Below are 26,988 nucleotides of genomic sequence, written 5' to 3' on the forward strand. Positions count from 1 at the left end.
TTTACTTGTTATACTTCCAATTTAAAACGCACAGGATCAACATTAGAATTATTGACCCCTGCTTTAAATTTTTAGTATGAAAATCCCAGTTTATCAAGCCCTGCCTGTACATCTTCGTCCTGCATAAAAAGATCCCATAATAGACTAAGTTCTATAATTCTCTATCATTGTTATAATAGGTCCCTGATCAATAGCGAGGTAGCCATTAGCATACCAATTCTGTTCTTCAGAAAAAGCATCATAAAATCCATAAGGTCCCCAAAGCCTGCTCCCTTTTTCTTCATAGAAATACCTTAGGGCTTTCATTGATTGCTCCGGAGTGTAAGGAAATGAAGAGAGGGCAGCGGTAGGTGTAATAACACCTTTGTCATTTGATGGGCTATGAGCCTCGTAACCCTGGTAACTGTCACTGGCAGTAAAACCCCAGGAGTTCTCTCCATAGCCCTCAAAATTTTGAGGATTATCAATAGCGTATTGGTAATGAATCATACTATGAGCTTTGTTTTGATCCCAGTATCTGGCATATTGGTCAGAAAGATTAGTAGGATCCAAACCTATAAAGGAGTAATGAGCAAAAAACAAAGGACCTCCGTAAGGTGGGCCAAGCGGCAAATTAATCCCGTAATGCTGACTGTTATTTACAATCCCTCCATTAGATGCCCAGCCTTCGTGGTATACCTCCGGCTCAATAGGATGAGTGGGAGAAGACGCTGCAAGGACATACACTATGAGAGCTTCATTCCACCCCTGAATTTTTAGATTTATTTGGAATCCATAATTAGGGGACCAGTGCCAGTAAAGCACATTTTGATCCCGGGTGTACCAATCCCATTCCACAGCTTCCCATAAGGCTGTAATTCTGTTTACGATTTCATCTTCTTCTGAAAAATATTGACTGGCTATTAACAAACCCTGCATTAAAAGAGCGGTTTCGACCAGGTCACCCCCGTTATCAAGTTCGCTAAAAGGTCGGGTTTGAACAGTATCATCTTTGTACCAGTGAGAAAAAGCCCCATGATACGTAGGAACACTTTCCAGAAAGTCCAGCATCTTTTCCATTCTTCCCACGGCTTCTTCACGGCTTATCCAGCCTCTCTCCACAGCCACAGGGAAAGATGCTATTCCAAACCCTGAACCTCCCATTGTAATAATGTTCCTTCCTTCCCCATTATATGCATCAGCCTGTGAACGCTCACGTGCAAGACCTGAATTTGTTCCCGCAAAATCCCAGAAATATTTAAATGTTTGTTGTTGAACAAGGTCCAGTAATTCATCATCACTTAAAGGTTCCTCAGTTCCATTCCCGTTGCCATTACCGTTACCGGGATTGGGGATGTAAGGTTCCTGGTAACCGGGACCATCATCATTTGAACAGGCAAAAATCAGCATTAAAATTCCTACAACATAAAAGTGTCTAAACATTTCAGCCTTCATTAGATTAATATTACGGCAGACCGCACAGACCTAATCTTTTTATAAGATTAAATTATTAAAGGTCTTTTTTTAGTAAGTTTTAGGATGTCTTATCCTCCCGTTATTTTTCCGGTTTAGATAAAAAAGAAAAGATTCCGGCACCTAACCGTAACGGAATCTTTTTCTTATTCGGCTATTGCAGCCTGAATTTCTTCCTGAGAAAGAACTACGTTATAAAAACGAAGTTCATCAATATAACTTCGGTCTGACAAATGATTCCATTCAGTAAATCTTGGAGCACCGGACATTACCGAAATTAAGTCAGCTCCTGTCCAATCCACTCCCCCGGTGACTGTTCCAGTATTCTGTAGTACTCCATTTAAATAGATTTTACTTTCAGTTTCAGAAATGGTAAAAGCAACATGCACCCATTCACCAGCTGTTACGTTGATAAGCCCCCCATCATTCCAGCTATTTCCCTCTCCGGTACCTACACTGGCCTTTATACGTTGGCTGGCTGCATCTCCTTCTCTAAATAACTGGAACCCATAGTTCAGATTATTTAAGTTAGGACCATTTGCATTTACAGCACTAACTGTAATTATACCTGCACGGTTAGGATCGGCATTTACTTTATACCAAAAGGTGGTACTAAATTCATCCTCTAATAAACCAGTTGATGGGAAAGTAAGGTAAGAACCTGTTGCACTAAGCATAAGCATTTGTACCCTCAACACTCTCGCCTGCAAAGCCGGGAGTTCCCACTACAGTTATTGTTCTGTCCGACACCACATCCTTATAATCTCCATCAAATGGCAGATAAAGTGATAAAGGTCCTCCATCAGGATTTACCATTTCGTCAATTTCCTCTGCAGTTAAAGCAACATCAAAGAGGCGTAGTTCGTCTATTAAACTGGGATCTGAATTATGTCCCCATCCTTCGAAGTTAAGACCTGACCCAATCACTAAGTTATCCACTCCCGTCCAGTCAACCTGAGCGTTGGAGAGTTCCGTTGAACGAACTGGAACTCCGTCAAAATAAATCACAGTTCCTTCTGAAGTAAATGTAAAGGCGATGTGCATCCAATCTGAATCCGCAGCAGGTATTGTTCCTCCATCGTTCCAAATATCACCAGATTCGGTTCCAACATTAAGCTTAAAAACTTGTTTTGTAGCATCTCCCGGAGCTGGTTCCCTAAAGAACCTAAATCCCTGGTTGCGATCGCTGTCATCTGTTGCAGTTAAAATACAAGCTCTATCAGCTGAAGTATTTAAATTATACCAAAACGCGACGGTGAAATCATTTCCTAATTCCGGCAGCGGGATAGAAAGATATGCCCCATTTGCTCCTTTATAAGATCTTGCACCTTCATAAGAATTTTCAGAGAATCCAGGAGTACCTGTTTGCTGAGCAGTTGTTAAAGAAAGCAGGTCCATATACGCTCCTTCAAATCCCATATAGAAGACTTCATTTTCATATTTTGGGGAATAAGGAGGTTCCTTTTTAAAATTAACGGTTTTACTGGTAACATTGCCATCCATATCTGTTGCAGTCACAGTAACAGTATGTTCTCCAAAGGTTATACCCTCATACATGAATTTTTTGAGTGCAATACGATAGTCAGTAAATTCAGTATAGGTCGCCACGTTCTCTCCATTCACCTGAACCACAATTTCCTGTAATTCGATGTCGTCTTCCACCTTCAGGTTGATTTCAAGAGATGAAAGCTCTGTTGCTTCATTAATAACCATGCCTTCAGGAGGGTTACTAATAGTAATTACGGGACTCGCCTCATCCTGTCCCGGATCAACTGAGGTAATAGGATCTATACCTTCATATTCACATCCAACAAACAGAAATAAACAGGTCACAAGTCCCAGGTATTTTATATTTAAATTTTTCATTGATCAATTATTTAATTGTGACAGTACAGCGTTCATTGGAGTATCTCTATTCACAGGAGTGGCCTCTAAGGGTAATGCATCAACCTGTGCCTGCGGATAAGGCAGGTATTCATCTGCCGCAGTAAATGTTCTTCCATTATAGCTTAATTCTGAATAATTATTTAGCCGGATCATATCATAATAACGAATTCCCCACTCCAAAGCTAATTCTGCAAATTTCTCATCGAGAACCTGTTGAGTAGTAACATTGGATATTGGTTGCATATCGCCCCTTTCTCTCACAAGGTTTACAGCTTCATCTGCTGTCATTCCCAAACCGGAAGCTCCACGTGTTAAGGCTTCAGCATACATTAAAAGTATTTCAGAATACCTTATGACTATCATATTTTTTCCTGCACCGTAATCATTTCTCCCGGTTGTTAACTGATTGGAAGGTAAATAGTGCTTCCCGCTAGAAAATACCCCTCTGGCAAAGTCATTAATCATATCGCCAGATCTCGTAGTATTTGAAACGAAACCCGGAATATCAGTAACACCAACTGTTCTTAGGGAATCAATGCCTTTGTCAGTAAATAACACACTGGTTTCAAGCCGTACCGTCTCATCCCTATCTATCATAAACTTTATAAACTTAAAACTTGGCTCATAGAAGCCCCAGCCACTGGAGGCATTTGCACGAGCAGGTGTCCAGTTTTGAGGTCCAAACGGTGCATATAAATGATATACCTGGTCCCCTGTAGGTGTACCAAAATCGGAGAATTGCATCTCAAGTAAACTCTCATCACTTAATTCTCCTGGTTTTTTAAATAGGTCGTAAAAATCGGGATAAAGAGAAAATAAACCAGATTCGATTATAGCACCGTAGCATCTGCAACCCCCTGGTAATTTTCCAGTTCCTGTTGCGCTAATGCTTTTATGGCGTAGGCGGTATATCTTGTAACCCCTCCTTCAATGTCCGTACGTTGATTTGGTCTAAGATCGGGTAGATTAGGAATTGCCATATCCATTTGATCGGAAATAAACTGCATTATTTCTTCTTTACTGGAAACTCCTTCCTCAATTTCAGCTTCAGGCTGATTGGAAGTGATAATAAAAACGTCACTCCAAACCCGTGCAAGATTGAGATGGAACCAGGCTCGTAAAACCATTAATTCTGCAATATATTGATCAGCTCTGGCAATATCGTCTCCTGTCGCAAATTCCTTATAATTCTCGATTTGCAGTATCGCCGTATTCATATTTATTATGTCATTGTAATGCACATTCCATAAGGAGTTGTACATCCAATAATCTTTGTTATAGTTATACCTATCTGTATCTGCAAATGGCTGTTGGTCACCTAAACCTCCTGCATTGACATCATCTCCCCGCACAGCTAAAAGGAGAGGTTCTTCCCATCCACGTGTGGCAAATTCATAATATCCTCCAATAAGAGGCGCAATCATTTCTGAGGTGTTAGTGTAATCCAAATCACCTGTATTTAATTGACCTTCCTGAACGTCAAGTTTATCGGAGCACGCACTCATTGCTACAACACCAAGCAGAACCAGCGAGCGGGTAAAAATTTTATTTATAGCTTTCATTTTTTATTTTTTTAAAATTTTACGTTTATTCCAATTGTATAAATAGCTGAAACTGGATAGGTTTGTCTATCTACACCATCAGAAACTTCTGGTGTAAATCCATTGTAGCTGAATATGGAAATTGGTCTTTCTGCTGTTACGTATAACCTGGTAGTAGGTAGATTTTCCTGATCAATCGTGTACCCCAACTGGATATTTTGAATTCTGAAAAAATCACCGTCTTCGACCCAAAAATTGCTTAGTTTTTGGTTCCAGGCTTTTCTAATTCCAGCAGAAGAGGGATAAATATTGCTGGTCCCTTCCCCATGCCATCTGTTCACGGCAAGATCTGCATCCATATTGGTGTCGTTTGTAAAAATTACTTCCCCTCTTCTTCTGTTCAGGATTTTATTCCCAATTTGACCGTAGAAATTCAGTGAAAAGTCAAAATCTTTATAATTAGCTCCAATATTACCACCGTAGGTGAATTCAGGTAAAAAAGATCCTAAGACTACTCTGTCCGCATCATTAATTGCCCCGTCATTATTTTGGTCTCTATAAATGAGATCTCCGGGAACTAAATTATTCGCTACTGCTATAGGATCGGCAGCAATTTGAGCATCATTTTGATAAACTCCAACTCTTTCATAGCCATAGAATGCAAATAATGGTCCACCTTCCATTGTTCTTTGTCTAAATTCAGCCGATCCTGAATCTATATAACCACTTTCATCTTCTATTTCAATAGCCTCATTTTTAAGGGTTGTAAAATTGGCTCCTATAGAGTAATTAAAATCCTCACCAATAGAACTGTTCCAGCTGGCCATTAATTCCAGACCCTGATTTCTAATAATTCCAGAGTTTCTGTCAACGCTTCTGTTCACAATTGGAATATATACAGGCAAAATAGCATCTTCTGTATTCCTAATGTAATAATCTGCAGTAAAGGAAAGTCGGTTATTAAGGGCTTCTATATCCACCCCAAAATTTCTTTCCTCTATTACCTCCCAGGTATTATTGGAAAATACACTGGTAGAGGTAATCCCGGGTCTTGGTTGTTCTCCAATAGCACCCGTTACAACTGTGATCGTATTGGACCCTGCACTTGCCGCCACATTATCATTCCCAAGTCTTCCCCAGCTGGCACGTAATTTCAGGAAGTCGAAGAATCCAACATTCTGCATAAAGTTTTCTTCAGAAATCACCCAGCCTAAACCAACTGATGGAAAATATCCCCAGGGATCAAGTGTGAATTTTGAAGAACCATCGGCTCTAAAGGTCCCATATAAAAGATATTTACTTTTAAAGCTATAAGCCGCTCTTCCAAAATATGAAAGTCCATAATATCTCCTACCTATCTCACTTACGTTGTTGTTGAAAGATTCATTATCAGCAAAGTCAAGATACCAACTTGATTCAAAACGAATACCTAAGCAATGTCCTGTCCTGTTGCTTCAAATTCGTTGGCAGCTTCATCCCTAAAAGATGTACCCGCCATTAAAGTAAGATCATGATCTCCAAACCTATCTTTATAAGTAAGGACGTTGTCCCAGTACTGGTTTGAAAAATTATTACTCTCCCGGTCAATTGAAGATCTTACCTCAACGTTATTCCCGAGGGTGTAGGGAAGATTAACACGACGCTCTTCCAACGAGGAAAAATCATGACTGTAAGTAGTTTTGAAATCCAGTTTTTCATCTATAATATCATATTGGAAATATAGAGTGGTGAGCAGTTTACGTATCTTCAACCTGTTATCGTTATAGGTAAGATCTGTAAAAGGATTTTGTGTACTTCTATACCCTAAAAGTTGAGCATTTGCAAATTGATTAGGTGCTGCTGAAGTATTTGTGGGATCCATTACAGGCAATATTGGAACGGCAAAGTATGCTTTAAACCAGGCTGAATTTTCAGGCTCATATTTGGTAGCATTACTGAAGATGGAATTCACTCCCGCCTTGAATCTGTCAGAAATATCAATATCTACTTTAGATCGAATATTAAATCTCTCATACTCATTTTTCATATCAAGAATCCCTTCCTGTGAAAAATAGTTTGTTCCAACCGAATAAGTAACATTATCACTACCTCCTGAAATACCAATACTATGGCTCTGCATTAGACCATCCCTTAAAATTTCATCATACCAGTCTGTATTTACTGCCGGGATATTAGGATTAATTCTGCTCCTCCCAAACCGCTGCATTGCGTTCATTACAAACTGAATATCAGCTGTGGAACCCGATTCGTAGGCCATTGTTGTAAATTGTTCAGCATTAGCCATTTTTACAACATTCTGTGCGCGTTGAATACCCGTATATCCATCATATTCAAACTGTGCCTTTTGATTTCTCCTTCCCGCTTTAGTTTCAATAATAATTACCCCATTAGCAGCTCTTACACCATATATTGCAGAGGAAGAAGCATCTTTAAGGACGTTTACAGATTTTATGTCCTTCGTATTAAGGAAATCTATGTTATTATATAGAGCACCATCAACTACATATAATACATTAGTAGCGTTTGTATAGGTACCCACTCCCCTTACACGAACTGTTGGAGAATCACCGGGGGAATTAGCTGAAACGATTTGCACCCCTGCAACCTTTCCCTGTAAGGACTGCATAACGTTAGAGGTAGGTGTTCTTTCAAGCTCCTCAGCATTTACAGTTACAATAGAACCTGTAAGATCAGATTTTCGTTGGGTACCGTAACCTACCACCACAACTTCATCCAGTGTTGCAGCGTCTTCCTGTAGATTAACAATATACTCTACATTATCTCCAATAGTTAACTCCTGAGTTTCGAATCCAAGAAAAGTTACATTGAAGCGGTCACCACTAACAACCCCCTCTAAAGTGAAATTCCCGTCAAAATCTGTGACAGCAAAAATTTCCTTTCCCACTACTTTTACCGTTGCACCGGGTAAAGGAAGGTCATTAGGATCCAAAACTGTTCCCGTAATAGTTTTAGAGTCCTGTGCAAATCCTACACTCGTAACTAAAAATGCCAGGATTAATAGTAATTTAACTTTCATACAACTGAATTTTTTCAAAGTTTTATGGAAAGATACGCCAGATTAGGTTTCTACCGCAAACGTTATAGTACACAACTCCTACGTCAACCAAAAAATTTCAGCTAAAATATTAGTTTACAAGTATTTACAACAGCAATGACGTAAGCCAGCAAGGGTAAAAATTTAAGTTGTAGTAGTAATGATGTAGTAATGTAAATCGCTAACTATCAAATATTGCTATCAAAAGTTCTTGATAAGATAGTTAGTAAGGTTCTCCTTACTGTCCAGATTCATCTTTTTCCTCAACCTATACCTGTGAACTTCAACCCCACGAATGGAAATACCCATAAGAGGGGCAATTTCTTTTGAGGAAAGGTTCATTTTGAGATACGAACATAACTTTAAGTCTTTATTACTTAACCGGGGATATTTTTTTAGCAGTTCCTTCGAGAAATCTTCATGTAACTCATTGAAATTTGTCTCAAATAATTTCCATTCATCCTTGCTTTTTATAGCGTGATTAATCTTATTCATTATATGCTTTAATCGAAACTGATTACTGAATTTATCTTTGTCTCGATTTAATTCTCCCTGAATTTCCATTAAAACCTCATTCTTCTTGGCACCTATCATAGTAGTATTGGCCAGTTCTTTTCGCTTGCTGTTAATCTCATGTACAAGCCTTTCTTTCTCAATCTTCCTGAGGCGTTCTTCATGTTCCTGGCGAAATTTAAGCTCCAACATTCTCTGATGTTTAAGTAATTTTCTTCTGTTATACCAAAAGATCAAGCCTATAACTCCAATAACGCACAAAAAATAAACGGCCTTCATAAGATTTGACAGATACCACGGAGGTAAGACTTCAAAATTGTGTATTGTTGTTTCAGAAGCAGCCCCTTGAGCACTTACTGCATATAATTTAAGCCGATAATCTCCATAAGAAAGATTCTGAAAATTAAGATTTCCTTCCACAACTTTTCCCCTGTGCCCATTCCTGCCTTCAAGTTCATACCTAAGCTCCATAGCATCAGAATCAGGTAGAGCTATTCTAAATTGAACATCCCGGGCATTCTTAAATGGTATTAAAGCCAGCTGCTCTATATTGTAACTCCTTTTGGAATCTTTTATACTGTAAACAATGGGTTTACTCACATCTTCACTCCTCTTGGCTCTTATTAATTTATTCAAATTAATTTCCCCAAATCCATCATTAAGAGTTATATAATAAATTGAATCATTATATTTTATAAGATTTTCATTTCCTTTTACCAGTCTCTCATTTAATTCCCGAAAAGCCAGGTTTAGTTTCTGTTCTTTAAAATCGGTAAAAACAATTGAATTTGAAATAGTATTGGTAAACCAGTATCCTGTACGGTCTTCTAACAAAAGTCGGTGATTCTCAAATTTTCTTAATTCTTCAAAAACAAGTAAAGTATCCAGAAGTGCATTATACTTATACCATATATTATCCTGAAAGACAGCTATTTGATTGTTGATTCGAAAGACATCAGCTTTATAACCACCTTTCTTTCCTATATTATTTACTTTTTCTATAAAAGAAGTTTTCTTCAGGTCCTCCTGAATTCCCATTCGGTACAGCCCCTCATAAGGATGGGCTACCCACAAAATATCAGAGTTTTCAAATACGATCTTCTTTACAGGAAAATTTACCTCCCTCAATCGATGCACTGCTCTTGATGAGGGATCATAAACGCTTATACCCGTATAATTGCCAATAAGCAGTCCTTTTTCCTTGGCGGGGGGTTGTTCAATAGTAAAACTACCTGTTCTTTCTTCAACCGGAATTAATTTATTATTTTGAACACTAAAAGTGCCTTTATTGTGATTGCTATACAAAATATCGTCAATTACTTCCAGGTTCCAGGAGTGTCCTTCGGCACCATTTAAAAGAGCCAGATCATTTTGAGATAATTCATAAACCCCCGTATTACTGGCTAAATACATGTTAGAGTTCAAAAAGGTAAGGTCGTAGACGGCACCCAGTTCTCCCGAATCATCAGTATAGAACTTTACAGGTGATTCAAGGTCTATTACATCTATTCCATTATCCAGGCCCAGCCATAATTTCCCCTTATACAGTGCCATACTTAAGACAGTATTATTTTGTAAGCCACTGTTCCTGTTATAGATCTGAAAATTTTGTGATGGTTGGTTATAGAAAATAATGCCGTTTTTTACCGTGGCAAAGGCAAATTCTTCATCAGATATCTTTAAGATATGATTTAGTTCATCCCTTTCCAATTGTTCATTAAGCTTCTGGTCACTAAACGCTTCCAACTTACCATTAGAATAAGTAAATAAACCTTTGGCAGTACCTAAAATTAATTGCTCTCCATCATCCGCGAAGTCAACAACGCTCCTACCCTCAAGAATTTCCTGGCCTTTTAGAGGAATTAATTTACCTCCGGCAGTTAAAATAAAAATACCCCGACTGCCCAGGGAAAGAAATAATTGATCCTGAAATACAATCATAGCATTTGAAAGCACATTTTGAACAGGAACAATTTTTTCACCATTATATTTATAGATGGCCCCAAAAGATCTAAAGTAGAGTGCATCATTAAAAGAAATTATCTCCCAAATTTCTTCATTCTGCATTTGATGATCCTTGAGTAAAGGCATTAGAGTGGTGTATTCCATAACTCCCGTATCGCCTCTTTCCCAATACCCAAATTCTTTGTAAGAGCAGTAAAGATTTTATCTTCATGTACAAGAACAGAACGTATAATGGAACCGGATCTTAACTTATTAAGCTCCCATTGCTGACCATCATAAATTAATAATCCATCATTATTAGCTGCATAAATAATTCCGGTCGAATCAATTGCTAAATCCCAATTCTGGCTAGCTGCCGAATACTCCAGCGAAGTATAGTTCTGGATTGGTGGCGTTAGTTGTTGAGCCTGGGTAAAAAAAATACCCATCACCGTAAAAAGGAGGCTTAAAAGGGTAGTTTTCATAGGCTTATTTTTATAATGAGCAGGAACTGTTGTGGTCCTACTTCTACAAAAGTAATAGCTTTTGAAGTTTTTCTTTCCTTTCTAAAAGAAAAAGAATGGTTACTGATCTTTGTTATTTACAAGCAAGAGGCAGGAGAAAGCTTCAATTCAAAGAGAGTTTTTATATAGAGTACAGCAGGATATTCCTTATTGGAAATTTTAATATTTACTCTTTGATTCCCCACTAAGATTTGAACAGAAATAAGGTATTACAAATAAAGGCTATGTAAGAATTAAAAAGGCAAAGAGAAGGGAGATTGAAAAAGAGTTATTTCTTCCTATCGATAACATAATTAACCATAAGGTTAAGAGAGTCCTTAAACGGAGACGGAGGATAAGCTTCAAGAATCTCCAGGGCATCCTTCTGAAACTCTTTCATTTTCCTGACCGCATAATCCAGACCTCCTTTTTCTTTCACAAATAAAATAACTTCTTTTACTCTTTTTTTATCTTTATTATGGTTTTTAACTGAATTTATGATCCATTTTTTTTCTTTAGGATCACAATTGTTCAAAGTGTAAATTAGAGGTAAAGTCATCTTTTGTTCCTTAATGTCAATACTTAGTTGGTTTTCCAATTTGCTCATTACCATAATCAAAAAGATCATCTTTAATTTGAAAAGCCATTCCTATTAACTCACCAAACCTGCGCATTTTTGTAATATCATCAGAACCTGGTTTAACCGATGCCGCTCCAAGGCTGCAACAAGCTGCAATTAATGTGGCTGTTTTTTGCCTAATGATATCGTAATAAACTGCCTCGGTAATATCGAGTCGTCTGGCTTTTTCGATTTGCAAAAGCTCCCCTTCACTCATCTCCCTTACGGCGACAGAAATAATCTTCAGAAGATCAAAATCATTATTATCTATGGAAAGAAGCAATCCCTTGGAAAGCAGGTAGTCTCCCACCAATACAGCAATTTTATTCTTCCATAATGCATTTATACTGAAAAATCCGCGTCTACGGTTAGAATCATCCACAACATCATCGTGAACCAGGGTAGCAGTATGTATAAGTTCAATAACTGCAGCCCCGCGATAAGTTCGCTCGTTCACGTTTCCTTCAGAAACCATTTTGGCGACGAGGAAGACAAACATAGGCCGCATTTGCTTGCCCTTTCGGTTTACAATATAATGTGTAATTCGGTTGAGAAGAGCAACTTTAGAAGACATGGATTCAAAGAACTTTTTTTCAAAAAGTTCCATCTCCTTTTCAACCGGAAGTTTAATCTGGGCAATGACTTTCATACGGTGCCCAAAGATAGTTAAAGAATTTCGTATTAAAGAGGCACATCGCTCGAATTAGAGCTCTAAAAGGACAGAAAGTGTGAAGATCCAGTTTTTTATTATCTGTTAAGAAGCTTAAGTAGTTTTATTAGCCAATTGGCCACAAGCTGCATCTATATCCTTACCCCGGGACCTTCGTACGGTTACTGTAATACCATTTTGCTCCAGCAGGGATTCGTACATACTGGTCGCCTGCGAAGAAGCCTGTTGAAAAACTCCGTCATCAATGGGGTTGTATTCAATAAGATTGACCTTACAGGGGACATATTTACAGAACTTCACCAGGGCCTCTGCATCTCTCCTTTTGTCATTAATGCCTTCCCATACAATATACTCATAGGTGATCCTGCTTTGGGTCCTGGAGTACCAATATTCCAAAGCTTCCCTTAGATCCTGAAGCGGAAATGTTGCGTTAAAAGGCATAATGGTGGTTCTAACCTCATCAATAGCAGAATGCAGGGAAACAGCCAGTTTTACTTTCGCTTCATCATCTGCAAGTTTCCTGATCATTTTAGGTACCCCGGATGTAGAAACTGTAATTCTTTTAGCCGACATTCCAAGACCCTCTTTTGATGTTATTTTCTCAATAGCTTTCATCACATTATTGTAATTCATCAGCGGTTCGCCCATTCCCATAAATACAATATTGGAAAGAGGTTTGTCAAAATATAACTAGCTCTCATTATCAATTGCCACTACCTGATCGTAAATTTCATCAGGATTTAGATTTCGCATCCTTTTTAAAGTGGCCGTAGCGCAAAATTTACAATCCAGGCTGCAGCCCACCTGTGAGGAAACACAAGCTGTAGTTCTTTTAGGAGTGGGAATTAGTACCGATTCTACGGTTAAATTGTCGTGAAGTTTAACTGCATTCTTAATAGTTCCATCACTACTACGCTGCATTTGATCTACACGAATGTGATTAATAACAAAGTTTTCTTCAAGCATTTCTCGCGTAGCCTTTGAAATATTTGTCATATCATCAAAACTATATGCACTCTTTTGCCATAACCATTCGTATACCTGCGTACCACGAAAAGATTTATCTCCCCGGGACACAAAGAAGTCCTGGAGCTGTTCTTTTGTTAATGCGCGTATATCTTTCTTATTATTTTTCACGGTGCAAAAGTATGAAGATTTTAAGCATTTAGACTGTAAGGACTCTAAGTATTTACTTTTCAGAATAATGCATCGGCAGTCTAAGAGGCGACAACTATAATGAATCCTTCCATTATAAACTATATCAAATTTTGAAAACTTCGTCTGTCCCTAATCACAAGTCGTAATTAAAGAACCACAATTACAGGAGAATTTTCAGAAAAAGAAAAGCTGCTTTTAAATCGAGCAGCAACTTTCCATTGGTTCATAAACTTTCAGAAAAAGAAAAACCACGAATACACTTCCAGTGCATTCGTGGTTCCATTGGAATTGAAAAGAGGTTACAATATTAACATTGCATCCCCATAGGTATAAAATTTATATTTTTCTTTAATTGCTTCAGCATAGGCTTTTTTCATAAAATCATGTCCTGCAAAAGCAGAAACCATCATCATTAAAGTTGATTTTGGAGTATGAAAATTGGTTATCATACAATTAGCGATACTAAAATCGTATGGAGGAAAAATAAACTTATTGGTCCATCCATTAAACTCATTTAAGGTATGATTAGAAGAAACCGAACTTTCCAAAACTCTCATTACGGTTGTTCCTACTGCACAAATTCTCCTACGTTCCGCTATAGCCTTATTAATGGTTTGTGTAGCGGCTTCTTCAATAAAAGCTTCTTCACTGTCCATTTTGTGTTTTGAAAGATCCTCAACTTCTACAGGATTAAATGTTCCTAGTCCCACGTGCAAAGTAACTTCAGCAAAATCAACTCCTTTAATCTCAAGTCGTTTTAGTAAATGTCTCGAAAAATGAAGTCCGGCTGTAGGTGCAGCAACAGCTCCTTCTCTCTTTGCATAAATAGTTTGATATCTCTCCTGGTCCTCCGGCTCAACTTCTCTCTTAATATACTTGGGTAATGGAGTTTCACCTAACTCTTCCAGTTTCTTTCTGAATTCAGCATAAGAACCGTCGTATAAGAATCTCAATGTTCTTCCACGCGAAGTAGTATTATCAATAACTTCAGCTACCAAACTTTCATCTTCACCAAAGTATAATTTGTTCCCGATCCTTATCTTTCTGGCCGGATCTACCAACACATCCCAAAGTTTTGTTTCGGCATTTAATTCCCTTAATAGAAACACTTCAATGCGAGCATAAGTTTTTTCCTTATTACCGTATAAGCGGGCAGGAAAAACCTTAGTATTATTAAGAACCATTACGTCTTTAGGTTCAAAATAATCTAAAACATCCTTAAATAATTTATGCTCAATAGTTTGATCCTTCCGGTTTAGCACCATTAGCCTGGATTCATCCCGATTTTCTGCAGGATATTCGGCCAAAAGTTCTTTTGGAAGTTCAAAATTGAAGTGTGAAAGTTTCATTCCCATAGTTGAATATTTAAAAGCTGCAAATATACAACCTCGGGATAGGCGTTGTCAAGTAATTAGAAGGTTATTTCTAAAAGTAATTATATTGAATATCAGGCAGTCGTAAAACCAAGCTTTTCCAGATGCTCCCAAAATTCGGGATAAGATTTGGAGACAACCCCCGCGTCCTCAATTTCAAGCGGAATACGGAGAGCAAGAGGAGCGAAAGCCATTGCCATTCTATGGTCATTATAAGTAGCAACAGTTACCCCGGAACTTAAATTCTCTATAGGTTTTAAGTGCAGGCTATCATTGGTAATTATAACTTTTGCACCAAATTTTTCCATTTCATTCTTTAAGGCCTGAAGCCTGTCAGTTTCTTTTATTTTAAGGGTGTGCAGTCCCTTTAGCTCACATTCTACTCCCAAAGCAAGACAGGTAACCGCAATGGTCTGTGCCAGATCTGGCGTATTTTTAAGGTCTAGATGTAGCTTCTTTGGTCTTTTATGGCCTTCTTTGGTTAACTGCACCGTATGCTCTCCATATTCAGTAACCACACCTAATTCCCGGTAAATAGCAGCAACTTCTGAATCTCCCTGCAAACTGTCCTTTCTATAACTGGAAAGCTTAATATTTGCAGATTCACTAATTGCAGCAAGGCTGTAAAAATAAGAGGCAGAACTCCAGTCTGATTCTATTTCCAGTTTCTTTGCGGCTACTTCCTTCTTCGGTTCTACCGTGATCGTTTGATTTTTAAAGTTTGCTTCTATTCCGAAGAACTTCATCATATCAAGAGTCATGTTAATATAAGGAGTAGAAGTAACCGGACCTTCAAGATTTATTTCAAGTCCCTCGGGGAGCGAAGGTGCAATGAGCATTAAAGCTGAAATATACTGGCTGCTGATGTTTGCTTTCAAAGAAACTGAAGATTCTTTTATACTCTTTCCCGATATTTTTAAAGGAGGACATCCTTCTTCCTTCACATATTCAATTTCTGCCCCAAGCTGTCTCAAAGCCTCCACAAGAAGCTGAACCGGGCGCTCCTGCATTCTCTGGCTCCCGGTAAGAATTACCTCTGCACCTTCCTGAACCGAAAAATAAGCTGTGAGAAACCGCATTGCAGTACCCGCGTGGTGAATATCTACCGTGCCGTTGTTTTTCTTCAGGGCTTTCCGCAGTACTTGTGTATCATCGCTATTAGAGAGGTTTCCCAATTCTATAGAAGGAAAAAGAACCTGTAAAATAAGAGCTCTGTTGGACTCACTTTTGGAACCTGTAATTTTAAAATTGCCCTCCAGTTTTCCCTTTGGTGCTGATACTTTTAAATTCATTCTTACTATTTTCTTTAACAGGAGATCTCCTATTTATTTCGTTCTTCTCTTTTTATCCGGGTACTAAATTGGCCATAAGAAACAATAAAGCCGTAAACAAAGGCAGCTAAAAGAGTACTTATAATAAATTTAATCCACTAAGTCCTCCCCAAATTTTGCTTCAAAATAAGCTGAAAAATTTAACCCTCCATATTCAAAAAAGATGGAAATGACCTGGTATAGTACTGCAAACGCCAATCCCTGTAAAATTACCATTAACCAGAATTTCCTGTCCCTTACCACTTTCTTAAATGCCACTACCTTAATTTTTCGTTATTCTTGTGCCTGTTTTGATCTCTTTCGGTTTTAATATCCAGCTTTTTATCAAAGGCTTCCTGAAGATTTATACCCGTTTGATTTGCAAGGCAAAGGACTACAAACATTACATCTGCCAGTTCCTCTCCTAAATCTTTATTTTTGTCACTTTCCTTTTCACTTTGTTCTCCATATCTCCTTGCAATAATTCTCGCTACTTCACCTACCTCCTCTGTTAATTGGGCCATATTGGTGAGCTCGTTAAAATATCTTACCCCATGTTCCTTTATCCAATTATCTACAGCTAACTGTGAATTTTTAATGTCCATTTCTATATTCGTTTCAAAACAATGGCTTCTGAATGTTTATTTACCACTTCGGCAAAAAAGTCTTTTAAGCTTTTGTAATCTGCAGGAGGATAAACAGTATTTTTCATATTATATTCAGATTCAATCCTCAAATAATTTCCATTTTGTAAAGTTATAAATTTGAAAGTCCCTGCGCCATTATTAAGATCAATAATAGCACTTTCAGGCAAAAATTCTACTTCATAGCCTTCAGGTAAAAGAATATTTACAGTTTTATTTTCTAATGACGGAAAATAAAAAAAGATAGGATATTCCCTTTTTTCGGCTTTAAATGGGTTTTCTTTTTCAGCCAGAAACAATAGGGGAGTTAAGTAAATTTTATCATTTATTCTTTCCATTCCGTTTTCCAGTTCAAAGGTGTAAGTTTGTTTGATATCTGTTCCCACTTCAATTTCATTCTCCATTTCCAGTTCAGATATTACTATATTCCCTTTTCCTTTCTCAAGAGTTTCGAGGTAACTGTCTTTGTTTACATTCTTATAGTTGTCTCTAAAGGTTTTTGCGTAATATCCATTAATAACGTTAATTGTCTTTCCCTGTATTTTCAGACTTTCATCGAACTGATAGCTTATTTGAAGTCTATTCTTGGATTGTTGGGCAGGCATAAGACTTATCCAGTCTGAAGCTTCTTTATCTATCAGGATCCTGCCGTGCCAGTTTCGTGCTCTTTCGGGTAAATCTCCAAATGCATTGTTCTCATCTGTGGCATCCAGTAAAAACACATTTTCTCCTACTTCTACAGCCGTAACTATATAATTAAATCCTTTTCTGGTAGGAAAAAGAGGAATACCATTATCTTTAGTAGAAAGTAACACGGGATAAGATTTAAGACCAGCATATTTAAGCATAGAAGCGAGTGCGAGGTTTATATCTGCTACGTTACCTTCACCTTCTTTGTAAGCCTTAGCTCCACCATTTTCAGCAATAAATCCTGCATAGCCATTCCATTTTATTTTAGTTTTAACGAAATTGTATATTAAAGATGCTTTCTTTCCATGGTCTGTTACTCCGGAAAGAATTTGGTCCAGATCCTTATCAAAATATCCGGTTCGTCCTAATTCCTTTCCATAACTGTCAACATAAATAGATTTGGAAACATTTTCCCAGGTTTCGGTATAATTCTCTACAAGGGAGTTTGGAAACTTTGTAAATTGCAATTCCCATTTTAACACTGCAGCGTAGTTCCACACGTAATCAACAAAAGCTTCTCTCTTTAAGGCCGGGATATTTTCTTTTTCAATGGAATATATGTGTTGATTATATTGTACCTGGGAAGTCCCTGTAGAACTTTTTATTGATCCACCGCGGCCAACCACACTTTCCAGACTGGTAAAGCTGAAATTTTTTGAAGATTCATTAATTGTGAAAGTTAGAGGGGATCTTAAATTAAAATGTTTTTTAAAACCCAGGAATTCCGGAATACTTACACTGGCCTCCAGTTTATTAATAGGAATTGTATACTGAAGCATTATATCGTCTATGGTCGTAACAAAAGGGGAACGTAGAGAGTATTCATATTCAATAACACTACCTTCTGTAACTGCTTAAGCATAGTAAACCTGGTCTTGTGTAAATATTTAGATGCCTCTTCTTCAAATATTCCATCATTTTTAAGCTTTTCATCAACCAGTTTTCCTTCAACAATGTTATAGGTATATCCTTTCAGGCCCGAAATATTTTCCCGTTTATTACTGTCCTGATATTGTCTTAACTCTCTTGTTGCCCAATCAAATCCGTCTTTATTATAGATCTTGATCCTCTCATGTACATCTGTAACCAGTGTAAAACCATTATCACTATACTGGTAGTGTGTGCTAATTTTTCTATAAAGCACTGCAGCATCAGCTTCCCCATCCACAGGATGAGCAGCTTCAAGAACTTCTTCCTTTGATACTTTACCAAACCTGAAGTCCTGAGCTTGTGTAAGAACACAAACTAACAGGGATAAAATTGTAAAAATACTCTTCATTTTATATGGATTAATTATTAGCAATTAGTACTGCTTTTTGGTTGCTGGAGGTATTCACCTTAACCATAAAATCCCTGAATGCCGGATATAAGTCGGGAGACCAACGTCCCTCTTCTACAACATATTCTCTTACCACCTCAATAACACGTTCCCCATCTTCTTCTTTTGATTCAATTTTCAATTCAAATTTCCCGAATTCACTGGTAAAGCTTAAGCTCTCGGGCAAAGTCTCAATCTTATAGTTCGAGGGAATTGAAAAGCTAAAAACATCTTTATAAGTAGCTCCCCGTGATATTTCAAAAGGCAATTTCCTGGAGTTAACGCGTGGTACATTATAGGCCGGGGGAACTAAAAAATTAAGAGGTAAAAGAATTCTTGATCCGGTTTTGGTAACAAGATTTTCTCCGGTAAGAGTCAGTTCTTCAATAAAAATTTGGTTTTCACGGTCGTTACCGAATTTTGGTGGAGATACCTGAAGATTTTGAAGATAACTCCAGCTATTCTTGTAGTATAAATCCTGTCTTTCCTGGGTTTGACGCATCAAATGGTAAATATTTCCGTAATGAACTCCTTTGCTCACTCGTTTGACATTAGCATTAAAGTTCCCGGACTCATTTACATTTATTTGACACGCGGTTATCCTACTATTATCCAAAACCGAATAAGCTTTTGTTTTCACTATCTTTCCCCCATCAGGTTTAATAAGCAAAACATTGCGGTTATCTGTAAAGTCACCCAGGTAATTAAAGGGATCTGTCTGGCTCGTGCATTCAAGCCATACGTCCTCCTCTTCCTGAGGGATATTTAGAATAACATGGTTCCCCTGCATAGAAGCGAAATCTTCTTTGAGGTCTCTTCTTTCTTCTCCCCCGTATACCACCGCATAATAGGAAGGAATATTTTGGGAATCAAGAAGGGCTTTAGTATAGTTTGTAAGAGCTTTACAGTCTCCATAGCCCAGTCAGTCTACTTCTTCTGCAAGCATTGGTTCCCAGCCGCCAATCCCTAACTGCACACTGATATACCTGGTGTTGTCCTGGACATACTGGTAGATTAGACGTGCCTTCTCAATATCTGTGGTGGCGGTTGCTGTAAGCCCATTTATTTTCTGAATTGTCTTTGCGGGAAGTTGATTTCTTCCGGCAAGTAGATTATCATGTTGCCATTTTCCAAACTCCTGCCAGTTTGATGCCGTACCTTTTACTCCAACAAGTGAGAATTCGTTTAAGGCTATTGCTACATAAGGAACAAACTCCTTTAGAGATGGACTTAAATACTCATTTTTGTATGCTTAAGTATTCCCGATACGCTGTAGGTAATATTCCGTCCATCATTTTGATGTTGAACCTTAAATTCCTCTATATTTTTTTCTTCCGTTCTAAGAGGAATCCCCTGAGGGTTTAAAAAATGATAACTTGAATTTTCTACACTTATCAAATAGTCTGAAAGTGGCTGCCATGGGATAATAAATACTGTAGAATTATTTTGGATTTCGCTCTCGTAAACCACCGTATATGGGTAAGATTGAGGGGTGTAGTCAAGGTACTGAATTCGGGAATCTGTATAAAGATCGTTAGAACTTATGGCACTTACATCCCTGAATTCTTTTTGCTTAATTTTTTTTATTTGAACACTTAAGCAGCATCGAATATCAACGCCTGTTGATCTTTGATCTTTATGTTATTATTGTAAAATTGACTAAGCTTGCACATGGTCGTTCCCATGTTCATTAAGCACGGTAATGATACGTTTCTTCTTTTGGATAAGCTTATCAACAGCAGCAACTTCAATAAATACTTCTTCATTTCGTAATACCGCATTGGTGTTTTCGAGCAATGCAGGCGCAATAGCCCCAACCGAAAGATTAACCTCCTGTGCTGTGATAACAGCAGGGACTGCCAGCAGCAGGATGCTGATAAAAAATTTGTACTTCATGAGCCTTAAAATTTTGTTAAAAATAGGTTTTTCATGGAAGTAACCAAATTTATTCCCGCTTTTTTGAATCTATTATTATTGTTACTTAAGCCCATCGTTGATTAGAGCCACTTTCATGTCGGCCCCAAAAACCCCACTCCCTATGGTTTTTTTAATTTTGGCTTCCATTTCTTTGAGAAAAGCTTCGTAAAGTGGAATGGCAATTTCAGGTTTCGCTGCTTTGATATAACTTGGCTAGGTTCCCTTTTTTGGTTGCAGCGTGTAAGGTAAACTGGCTTATTACTAATGCCTCTCCATTAATATCTTCAAGACTAAGATTCATAATTCCCTGGTCATCATTAAAGATGCGCAGCTTTGCAATTTTATTACATAACCAGGTAATATCCTCCTGAGTATCGGCTTCTTCTATTCCCAACAAAATCAACAAACCCTGCTCAATTGATGATTTTACTTTCCCTTCAATAGTAACTGAAGCCTCAGATACCCGCTGTATTACAACTCTCATTGTTCTGCGTAATTATCAGTTCTATATTGTTGCTCATCTTCCCCTTCAATTATTTGCAAATAACTCTTATACCTGCTCCATGCGATTTCACCTTCTTCCAAAGCATCTTTTACGGCGCATTTAGGTTCTTCAATGTGAAGGCAATTGTGAAACTTGCAATCCTGCTTTCGTGCAAAAAATTCAGGAAAATAATCTCCCAATTCCTCCTTTTCCATTTCTACTACCCCAAAACCCTTAATTCCCGGGGTATCTATTATCCTGGCATCAAAGGAAAGATCAAACATTTCAGCAAAAGTAGTAGTATGCTGTCCCTGCTTGTGTTGTTCACTAATTCCGGCAGTTTTAAGGTCCAGAGAAGGTTCCAGCGCATTGACAAGGGTAGACTTTCCTGTACCGCTATGACCTGAGATCATACTGGTTTTTGCGGTCATCATCTCCTTCACTTTATCTACATTTTTTCCTGTTTTAGCTGAAATTCCAACACATTCATAGCCTATACTCCTGTATAAGGCTGCCAGGTACTTTACTTCTCCCAGCTCTTCCTCATTATAAGAATCAACTTTATTGAACAGAAGAACAGTTTTTATGTGGTAGGCTTCTGCCGTTACCAGGAACCTAAGTCTATAAAAGTGGTAAAAGTGGGAGGATTATTAAGGGTAACGAGTAAAAATGCCTGATCTATATTAGCTGCTATTATATGTGTTTGTTTGGAGAGATTTACAGATTTCCTGATGATATAATTATCCCTATCCTCTATTTTCTTTATTACTCCAACTTCTTCTTCCCCAGACTCTTCTATATCAAATTCTACCTTATCCCCAACAGCGACAGGGTTAGTGCTTTTAATCCCTTTCATGCGGAATTTGCCTTTAATCCTGCACTGGTAGGCCTTACCATCCTCTGTTTTTACTAAATACCAACTCCCTGTAGATTTGTAAACCAATCCCTCCATACCTTGTTAATAAATTCTTAAAATCTCCTATTACTGATTCGTAAAATATCCTAAGTTTGTCAGCATCAATTAATTCTGACCGATATGAACAAAATTACATTTAAATTTTTCATTACCCTATTATTTATGGGAATTGGAACTATGTCTTATGCTCAGACTAACCTCTTTGAGCATCCGGAATTTGCCACACTTACAAAAGATCACAAAACCATTGCTATTGTTCCATTTAAAACCCAGGTACTGTTACGCCCCAAGCAGATGAAAGAAATTTCAGCAGAGAAACTAGCAGAAATGGAAAAAAATGAGGGCTTTGCAATTCAACAATCTTTATTTACCTGGTTTTTACAGAGGAAAAAGAGAGGCAAATTCCAACTTGAAGTCCAGGATCCGTCAAAAACCAATGCGATTTTAAGTAAAAATAATATCGCTGATTTGAGTTTGCTTACTCCTGAAGAACTTGCAAAATTATTAGAAGTCGATGCAGTTATTTCAGGCAGGTTTGAAACAGATAAACCCATGAGTGATGGGGCATCACTTGCTTTGGGAATATTAGTGGGTTTTTATGGAACAACAAATTCCGCAACTATTAATATGAATGTGAATAATGCTGAAGACGGAGTTCTTCTTTGGAATTACAATAAAAGAGTTGCCGGGGGACTGGGTAGTAGTACCGACACTTTAATAAATACTCTTATGCGAAAAGCATCAAGAAGAATGGCATATACTCAATAACTTCTTCTTTTAAACTAAAAAACCTCACAGAGACATTTTCCTGTGAGGTTTTAATTTATTGAGATCTATAATCGGTGAATTCGAGACTTCCCGACTCATTCCAATTAATTCTGCTTCATTATTTTCTCCTGGTGATTTATAGACTCCTGGTGAACAGCTTTAAAAAGTCGAAGGATAAATTCCTCACTTAACCCGTGTTGCTCCCCTTCCAGTACCATATTTCCAAGAATCTCATTCCATCTCTTGGTTTGCAATACAGAAACGTTTTGTGCTTTTTTCACTTTCCCTATTTCATCGGAAATTTTCATCCTTTTGGAAAGTAATTCTATAAGCTGATTATCGGCAACATCAATTTGAGCTCTAAGATTGCTCAGCTTTAGCTGAAAGTCTTCACTTTCTGAAATTTCTTTTCTTATCTTAAGATCTTTCATAATCTGAATAAGGGTTGCATGTGTGATTTGCTGTGCTGCATCACTCCATGCTTTATCTGGATCGTGATGAGTTTCTACCATGATCCCATCATAGTTAAGATCAAGCGCTGTCTGGCAAAGATCAAAAATAATGTCTCTTCGTCCAGCAATATGCGAAGGATCCAGGATTAATGGAAGATCAGGGAATCTATTTTGAAGGTCAATAGCAATTTGCCATTCAGGATTGTTCCTGTATTTCGTTTTTTCATATGCTGAAAATCCTCTGTGAATTACTCCTAAATTCTTAATATCTGATGTATACAATCTTTCAACAGCTCCCAACCAGAGAGAGAGATCAGGATTCACGGGATTCTTCACAAGAACCGTTTTATCTGTTCCCTTAAGAGCATCAGCTATTTCCTGAACTATAAATGGAGAAACTGTTGTTCTTGCTCCTATCCATAAAATATCCACATCATGCTCCAGTGCAAGATCTACGTGTGCAGGATTAGCTACTTCTGTTGTCGTTAGTAATCCCGTTTCAGCTTTTGCAGTTTGCATCCATTTAAGGCCCAAAGCACCTACGCCTTCAAAATTTCCGGGACGGGTTCTCGGTTTCCAGATCCCGGCGCGTAAAACACTTACGTCGCTGTCTTTTAGTTGCCTTGCAATTTCTACTACCTGGTCTTCAGTTTCGGCACTACATGGTCCGGCAATAACCAATGGATGGTTAAGATTAAATGCGTCTAGCCAGTTTCGGAGTTCTTTTCGATTTTCCATTATTCAAGTTTTAAAATGTGAGGTTAGTTGATTCCGTTTAAAATTGTTTTTATATGATTTGTTTTTTCCATCTCCCCGTAAACACCTTCAAAATTATTCTCCTCGAGTAATTCCTTAAAGTGAGACAGGTTGTTGATGTATGCAGTAAGGGTTTCTAAAATATTTTCTTTGTTCTGTTCGAATATTGGCGACCACATTGCAGGAGAACTTTTCGCGAGCCTCACAGTAGACGCAAATCCACTTCCGGCAAGATCAAAAATGTCTTTTTCATTCTTCTCCTTTTCCAGCACTGTTTTCCCCAACATAAAAGAACTTATATGGGAAAGATGAGAGACGTAAGCAATATGCTAGTCATGAGCAGCAGGATCCATATATCTTATTTTCATCCCCAGCTTCTGAAAGATCTCTAAAGCCTTTTCCTGAAGCCGAAATGCTGTTTTTTCTACTTCACAGATGATGTTGGTCTTGTTCCTAAACAGGTTTGGAATAGCTGCTTCCGGACCAGAATATTCTGTTCCGGAGATAGGATGCGCTGCAAGAAAATTTCGTCTGCGGGCATTTCCCGCCACAGCTGCGCAAATTTTCTCTTTTGTAGAGCCTGCATCTATTACAAGAGTACTCTCATCAATATTATTAAGAACCTTTTCTAATATATTAATGCTGGCATCAACAGGTACAGCGATAAAAACTACATCTGCATCTTTTAATCCTTCAAAATCGCCAGATTTATCTATTATCACCAGCTCTTCAGCTTTTTGCAGGTTTTCTTTACTGGAATCTATTCCTGTAATGACAACATCTTCAAAATTAGATTTCAGGTCTATGGCGAAAGAGCCTCCTATTAGCCCTACCCCTATTACGTGCACTTTCATGATTTGATCCTGTTGATTGCCTTATCAATGTTTTCTTCAGTTGCACAAAGAGAAAACCTAACATATCCTTCTCCCTGGCTTCCAAAAATGAATCCGGGAGCTGTAAAAATGCTGTGATTGTACAACAGCTTATTTACAAATCCTTCTGAAGTTTCACCCTCAGGAACTTTGGCCCAGACAAACATCCCGGTTTGTTCTTTTGTCGGCTTACAACCCAGAGCAGCAGCCAGTTCTAAAACTTTATTTTTTCTGCCTGTATAAATGTCATTTTGCGAGTCAAACCATTCCACAGGAAGACGAAGAGCTGCAGCAGCACCAGCCTGTAGCGGAAAAAACATCCCGCTATCCATATTAGTTTTAACCTTCAGAATAGTGTTAAGATGTTTTTCACTTCCGCAGACCATTCCTATTCTCCAGCCCGCCATATTGAAACTCTTGCTTAGAGAATTTAGTTCCAGAACAATATCTTTTGCCCCTTCGGCCTCCAGTATGCTCTTCGGATTTTTATTCAGAATAAAACTATAGGGATTATCATTCACAATAAGGATCTTGTGCTTCTTCCCAAAGGCCACCAGTTCTGAAAAAATCTTTTCATTAGCTGATGCTCCTGTCGGCATATGAGGGTAATTCACCCACATCATTTTCACCTTGCTCAGGTCAAGCCGCCGGATTTCCTCCAGATTGGGACTCCAGTTTTTTTCTTCATTAAGATCATAATAAACAGCCTTTGCACCCACCAGTTTTGTTACCGAAGTATAAGTAGGATATCCCGGATTTGGGATCAATACCTCATCTCCTTCATTTAAAAATGCCATAGAAATATGGGTAATCCCTTCTTTACTGCCCATTAAAGGAAGAATTTCTGTTTCGGGATTTAATTCAACTCTATAGTAATTATTGTAAAACTCCCTTATCGCATTTCTAAAATCTGCTGTTCCTTTATAAGGCTGATATTGATGCGCACCCGGGTTTAAAAGGGCCTGATTCAATCCTTCAATTACCTGCGGGGGCGGAGGAAGATCAGGACTTCCTATGCCCAGATTCACAATATCCTTTCCACCTGCGGAAAGTGCCCGTACTTCCTGCAGTTTCGTAGAGAAATAATACTCCTGTACGTGTTCTAACCTATCGGCTTGCTGTATCATAAACTGTTTTTATAAGTTCCCAGAACATGTAATTGTTCTGTCATTACTTCGAGTATTTCCATAGCCTTTTGAAATTCGCTATAATTGTCAAATTTTACATCCACAAAAAACGAATACTTCCAGGGAGCTTCAATAATGGGCATACTTTGAATTTTTGTCATGTCCATATCAAAGTCGCGTATAATATTGAGAACAGATACCAAACTTCCACGCTTGCTCTCGAGTTCAAACTTTAGGGAAGCTTTATCTACTACATCTCCATTAGGCTCCTTCTTCTTTTTACTAATTATTAGAAACCTTGTAGCATTGCTTTTTTTGGTGTGAATACTTTCAGCTAAAATCTCCAGGCCAAAAATCTTTGCGGCAGCTGTGCTTGCTACTGCTGCTACATGTTTTGATCCCTTGGCAGCTATTCTTTTGGCCACTTCGGCTGTATCAGTATCTTCAATTAACTTTATATGCTGGTGTTCTTTAAAGAAATCTTTACACTGCAGCAATGCCATTGGGTGAGAATACACCTTCTTAATACTTTCTATCCCCTGCCCCGGCAAAGCCATAAGGTTCATATTAATTGGGATGTAGTGTTCCCCAACAATTTTCAGGTTGTTTTCATCTATTAAGGCATAATTTGGTAAGATCGAACCAGCAATTGAGTTTTCTATTGCCATAACAGCCTCAGTACATTCTCCTGCTACCAGGCTCTTTACCAACTCTCCAAAAGACATAAATTCAAGGACTTTTACATCTTCACCGTAATATTCCTGAGCAACTAAGTGATGAAAAGAACCCTGAGCTCCCTGAATACCTATAATTTTTTCCATTTAAAATTGTCTAAAAAAAAATCCCGATGTTGCCATCGGGATTGATATATAATTCTTTTAATTACATGGCGCTCCCGATTCTATCTCTGTAATAGAAATAGAAGTAATAAAAAGAGTTCCAGGTAATGATGTTTTTCATTATTCAATTTGTATTTCGCTAATTTAGAATATAATTTTAATAATTAAGACAATTTTCAG

21 protein-coding genes and 6 pseudogenes are annotated in these 26,988 nt (G+C 37.9%); 1 reads left to right on the top strand and 26 read right to left on the bottom strand.

Features of this window, described 5'->3' with window-relative positions; all coding sequences use genetic code 11:
* Positions 1-71: 71 nt before the first annotated feature.
* The 22 genes and pseudogenes from LZ575_RS10100 to rsgA form a co-directional block, all read right to left on the bottom strand.
* Positions 72-1,422, bottom strand: a pseudogene (locus LZ575_RS10100) (glucoamylase family protein).
* Between the two features lie 176 nt (positions 1,423-1,598).
* Positions 1,599-2,135, bottom strand: coding sequence for a LamG domain-containing protein (locus LZ575_RS10105; protein ID WP_235330508.1), 537 nt, complete (start codon positions 2,133-2,135; stop codon positions 1,599-1,601).
* Positions 2,122-3,318 (bottom strand): LamG domain-containing protein, encoded by a 1,197-nt coding sequence (locus tag LZ575_RS10110; protein WP_235330509.1) that lies wholly within the window; start codon positions 3,316-3,318, stop codon positions 2,122-2,124. The genes LZ575_RS10105 and LZ575_RS10110 overlap by 14 nt, the downstream gene beginning before the upstream one ends.
* A gap of 3 nt (positions 3,319-3,321) precedes the next feature.
* The gene (locus LZ575_RS23550) at positions 3,322-4,083 is read right to left on the bottom strand and encodes a RagB/SusD family nutrient uptake outer membrane protein (RefSeq protein WP_311196057.1); all 762 of its coding nucleotides are present in this window, start codon (positions 4,081-4,083) and stop codon (positions 3,322-3,324) included.
* Between the two features lie 86 nt (positions 4,084-4,169).
* Positions 4,170-4,901: a RagB/SusD family nutrient uptake outer membrane protein gene (locus tag LZ575_RS23555; RefSeq protein WP_311196058.1), complete on the bottom strand. Its 732-nt coding sequence runs from the start codon at positions 4,899-4,901 to the stop codon at positions 4,170-4,172.
* An 11-nt stretch (positions 4,902-4,912) separates the two neighbouring features.
* Positions 4,913-6,064 (bottom strand): hypothetical protein, encoded by a 1,152-nt coding sequence (locus tag LZ575_RS23560; protein ID WP_311196059.1) that lies wholly within the window; start codon positions 6,062-6,064, stop codon positions 4,913-4,915.
* Between the two features lie 245 nt (positions 6,065-6,309).
* The gene (locus tag LZ575_RS23565) at positions 6,310-7,917 is read right to left on the bottom strand and encodes a SusC/RagA family TonB-linked outer membrane protein (protein WP_311196060.1); all 1,608 of its coding nucleotides are present in this window, start codon (positions 7,915-7,917) and stop codon (positions 6,310-6,312) included.
* A gap of 219 nt (positions 7,918-8,136) precedes the next feature.
* Positions 8,137-10,557, bottom strand: a complete 2,421-nt coding sequence (locus LZ575_RS10125; protein WP_235330510.1) for a LuxR C-terminal-related transcriptional regulator — start codon at positions 10,555-10,557, stop codon at positions 8,137-8,139.
* A complete protein-coding gene (locus LZ575_RS10130; RefSeq protein ID WP_235330511.1) occupies positions 10,539-10,877 on the bottom strand; it encodes a hypothetical protein in 339 nt (112 codons plus the stop codon). The genes LZ575_RS10125 and LZ575_RS10130 overlap by 19 nt, the downstream gene beginning before the upstream one ends.
* Before the next feature lie 307 nt (positions 10,878-11,184).
* Positions 11,185-12,163 (bottom strand): annotated as a pseudogene (locus LZ575_RS10135) (polyprenyl synthetase family protein).
* Positions 12,164-12,277: 114 nt separating this feature from the next.
* Positions 12,278-13,321: pseudogene (gene rlmN / locus LZ575_RS10140) on the bottom strand (23S rRNA (adenine(2503)-C(2))-methyltransferase RlmN).
* 320 nt (positions 13,322-13,641) lie between these two features.
* Positions 13,642-14,691 carry a tRNA preQ1(34) S-adenosylmethionine ribosyltransferase-isomerase QueA gene (queA, locus tag LZ575_RS10145; RefSeq protein ID WP_235330711.1) on the bottom strand — a complete coding sequence of 350 codons (1,050 nt, stop codon included), beginning with the start codon at positions 14,689-14,691 and terminating at the stop codon, positions 13,642-13,644.
* 98 nt (positions 14,692-14,789) lie between these two features.
* Positions 14,790-16,007: a 3-phosphoshikimate 1-carboxyvinyltransferase gene (gene aroA / locus LZ575_RS10150; protein ID WP_235330512.1), complete on the bottom strand. Its 1,218-nt coding sequence runs from the start codon at positions 16,005-16,007 to the stop codon at positions 14,790-14,792.
* Positions 16,008-16,136: 129 nt separating this feature from the next.
* Positions 16,137-16,304, bottom strand: coding sequence for a hypothetical protein (locus LZ575_RS10155; protein ID WP_235330513.1), 168 nt, complete (start codon positions 16,302-16,304; stop codon positions 16,137-16,139).
* Entirely contained in the window at positions 16,304-16,630 is a 327-nt protein-coding gene (locus LZ575_RS10160) for a nucleotide pyrophosphohydrolase (protein WP_235330514.1), read from the bottom strand. The genes LZ575_RS10155 and LZ575_RS10160 overlap by 1 nt, the downstream gene beginning before the upstream one ends.
* Before the next feature lie 2 nt (positions 16,631-16,632).
* Positions 16,633-18,138 (bottom strand): transglutaminase, encoded by a 1,506-nt coding sequence (locus tag LZ575_RS10165; RefSeq protein ID WP_235330515.1) that lies wholly within the window; start codon positions 18,136-18,138, stop codon positions 16,633-16,635.
* 8 nt (positions 18,139-18,146) lie between these two features.
* The gene (locus LZ575_RS10170) at positions 18,147-18,638 is read right to left on the bottom strand and encodes a hypothetical protein (protein ID WP_235330516.1); all 492 of its coding nucleotides are present in this window, start codon (positions 18,636-18,638) and stop codon (positions 18,147-18,149) included.
* Positions 18,639-18,648: 10 nt separating this feature from the next.
* On the bottom strand, positions 18,649-19,518 hold the full coding sequence (locus LZ575_RS10175) for a hypothetical protein (protein WP_235330517.1): 870 nt from the start codon (positions 19,516-19,518) through the stop codon (positions 18,649-18,651).
* 389 nt (positions 19,519-19,907) lie between these two features.
* The gene (locus LZ575_RS24275; protein ID WP_409187212.1) at positions 19,908-20,288 is read right to left on the bottom strand and encodes a DUF3857 domain-containing protein; all 381 of its coding nucleotides are present in this window, start codon (positions 20,286-20,288) and stop codon (positions 19,908-19,910) included.
* A gap of 48 nt (positions 20,289-20,336) precedes the next feature.
* Positions 20,337-20,573 carry a hypothetical protein gene (locus LZ575_RS10180; protein ID WP_235330518.1) on the bottom strand — a complete coding sequence of 79 codons (237 nt, stop codon included), beginning with the start codon at positions 20,571-20,573 and terminating at the stop codon, positions 20,337-20,339.
* Positions 20,574-20,622: 49 nt separating this feature from the next.
* Positions 20,623-21,078: pseudogene (gene dtd, locus LZ575_RS10185) on the bottom strand (D-aminoacyl-tRNA deacylase).
* Positions 21,075-22,030 (bottom strand): annotated as a pseudogene (gene rsgA / locus LZ575_RS10190) (ribosome small subunit-dependent GTPase A). The pseudogenes dtd and rsgA overlap by 4 nt, the downstream one beginning before the upstream one ends.
* Before the next feature lie 84 nt (positions 22,031-22,114).
* Here rsgA and LZ575_RS10195 point away from each other — a divergent pair.
* Positions 22,115-22,762 carry a hypothetical protein gene (locus LZ575_RS10195; RefSeq protein ID WP_235330519.1) on the top strand — a complete coding sequence of 216 codons (648 nt, stop codon included), beginning with the start codon at positions 22,115-22,117 and terminating at the stop codon, positions 22,760-22,762.
* 104 nt (positions 22,763-22,866) lie between these two features.
* Here the strand turns inward: LZ575_RS10195 and LZ575_RS10200 are convergent, their stop codons facing one another.
* The 4 genes and pseudogenes from LZ575_RS10200 to LZ575_RS10215 all read right to left on the bottom strand — a co-directional run bounded on the left by LZ575_RS10200 (position 22,867) and on the right by LZ575_RS10215 (position 26,790).
* The gene (locus tag LZ575_RS10200) at positions 22,867-23,952 is read right to left on the bottom strand and encodes a bifunctional 3-deoxy-7-phosphoheptulonate synthase/chorismate mutase type II (RefSeq protein ID WP_235330520.1); all 1,086 of its coding nucleotides are present in this window, start codon (positions 23,950-23,952) and stop codon (positions 22,867-22,869) included.
* 23 nt (positions 23,953-23,975) lie between these two features.
* Positions 23,976-24,824 (bottom strand): annotated as a pseudogene (locus LZ575_RS10205) (prephenate dehydrogenase).
* A complete protein-coding gene (locus LZ575_RS10210; RefSeq protein ID WP_235330521.1) occupies positions 24,821-25,969 on the bottom strand; it encodes a pyridoxal phosphate-dependent aminotransferase in 1,149 nt (382 codons plus the stop codon). Before LZ575_RS10210 ends, LZ575_RS10205 begins: the two are co-directional and overlap by 4 nt.
* Positions 25,966-26,790 (bottom strand): prephenate dehydratase, encoded by an 825-nt coding sequence (locus LZ575_RS10215; RefSeq protein WP_235330522.1) that lies wholly within the window; start codon positions 26,788-26,790, stop codon positions 25,966-25,968. The genes LZ575_RS10210 and LZ575_RS10215 overlap by 4 nt, the downstream gene beginning before the upstream one ends.
* Positions 26,791-26,988 lie beyond the last annotated feature (198 nt).

The organism is Antarcticibacterium sp. 1MA-6-2, assembly GCF_021535135.1.
Classification (GTDB): domain Bacteria; phylum Bacteroidota; class Bacteroidia; order Flavobacteriales; family Flavobacteriaceae; genus Gillisia.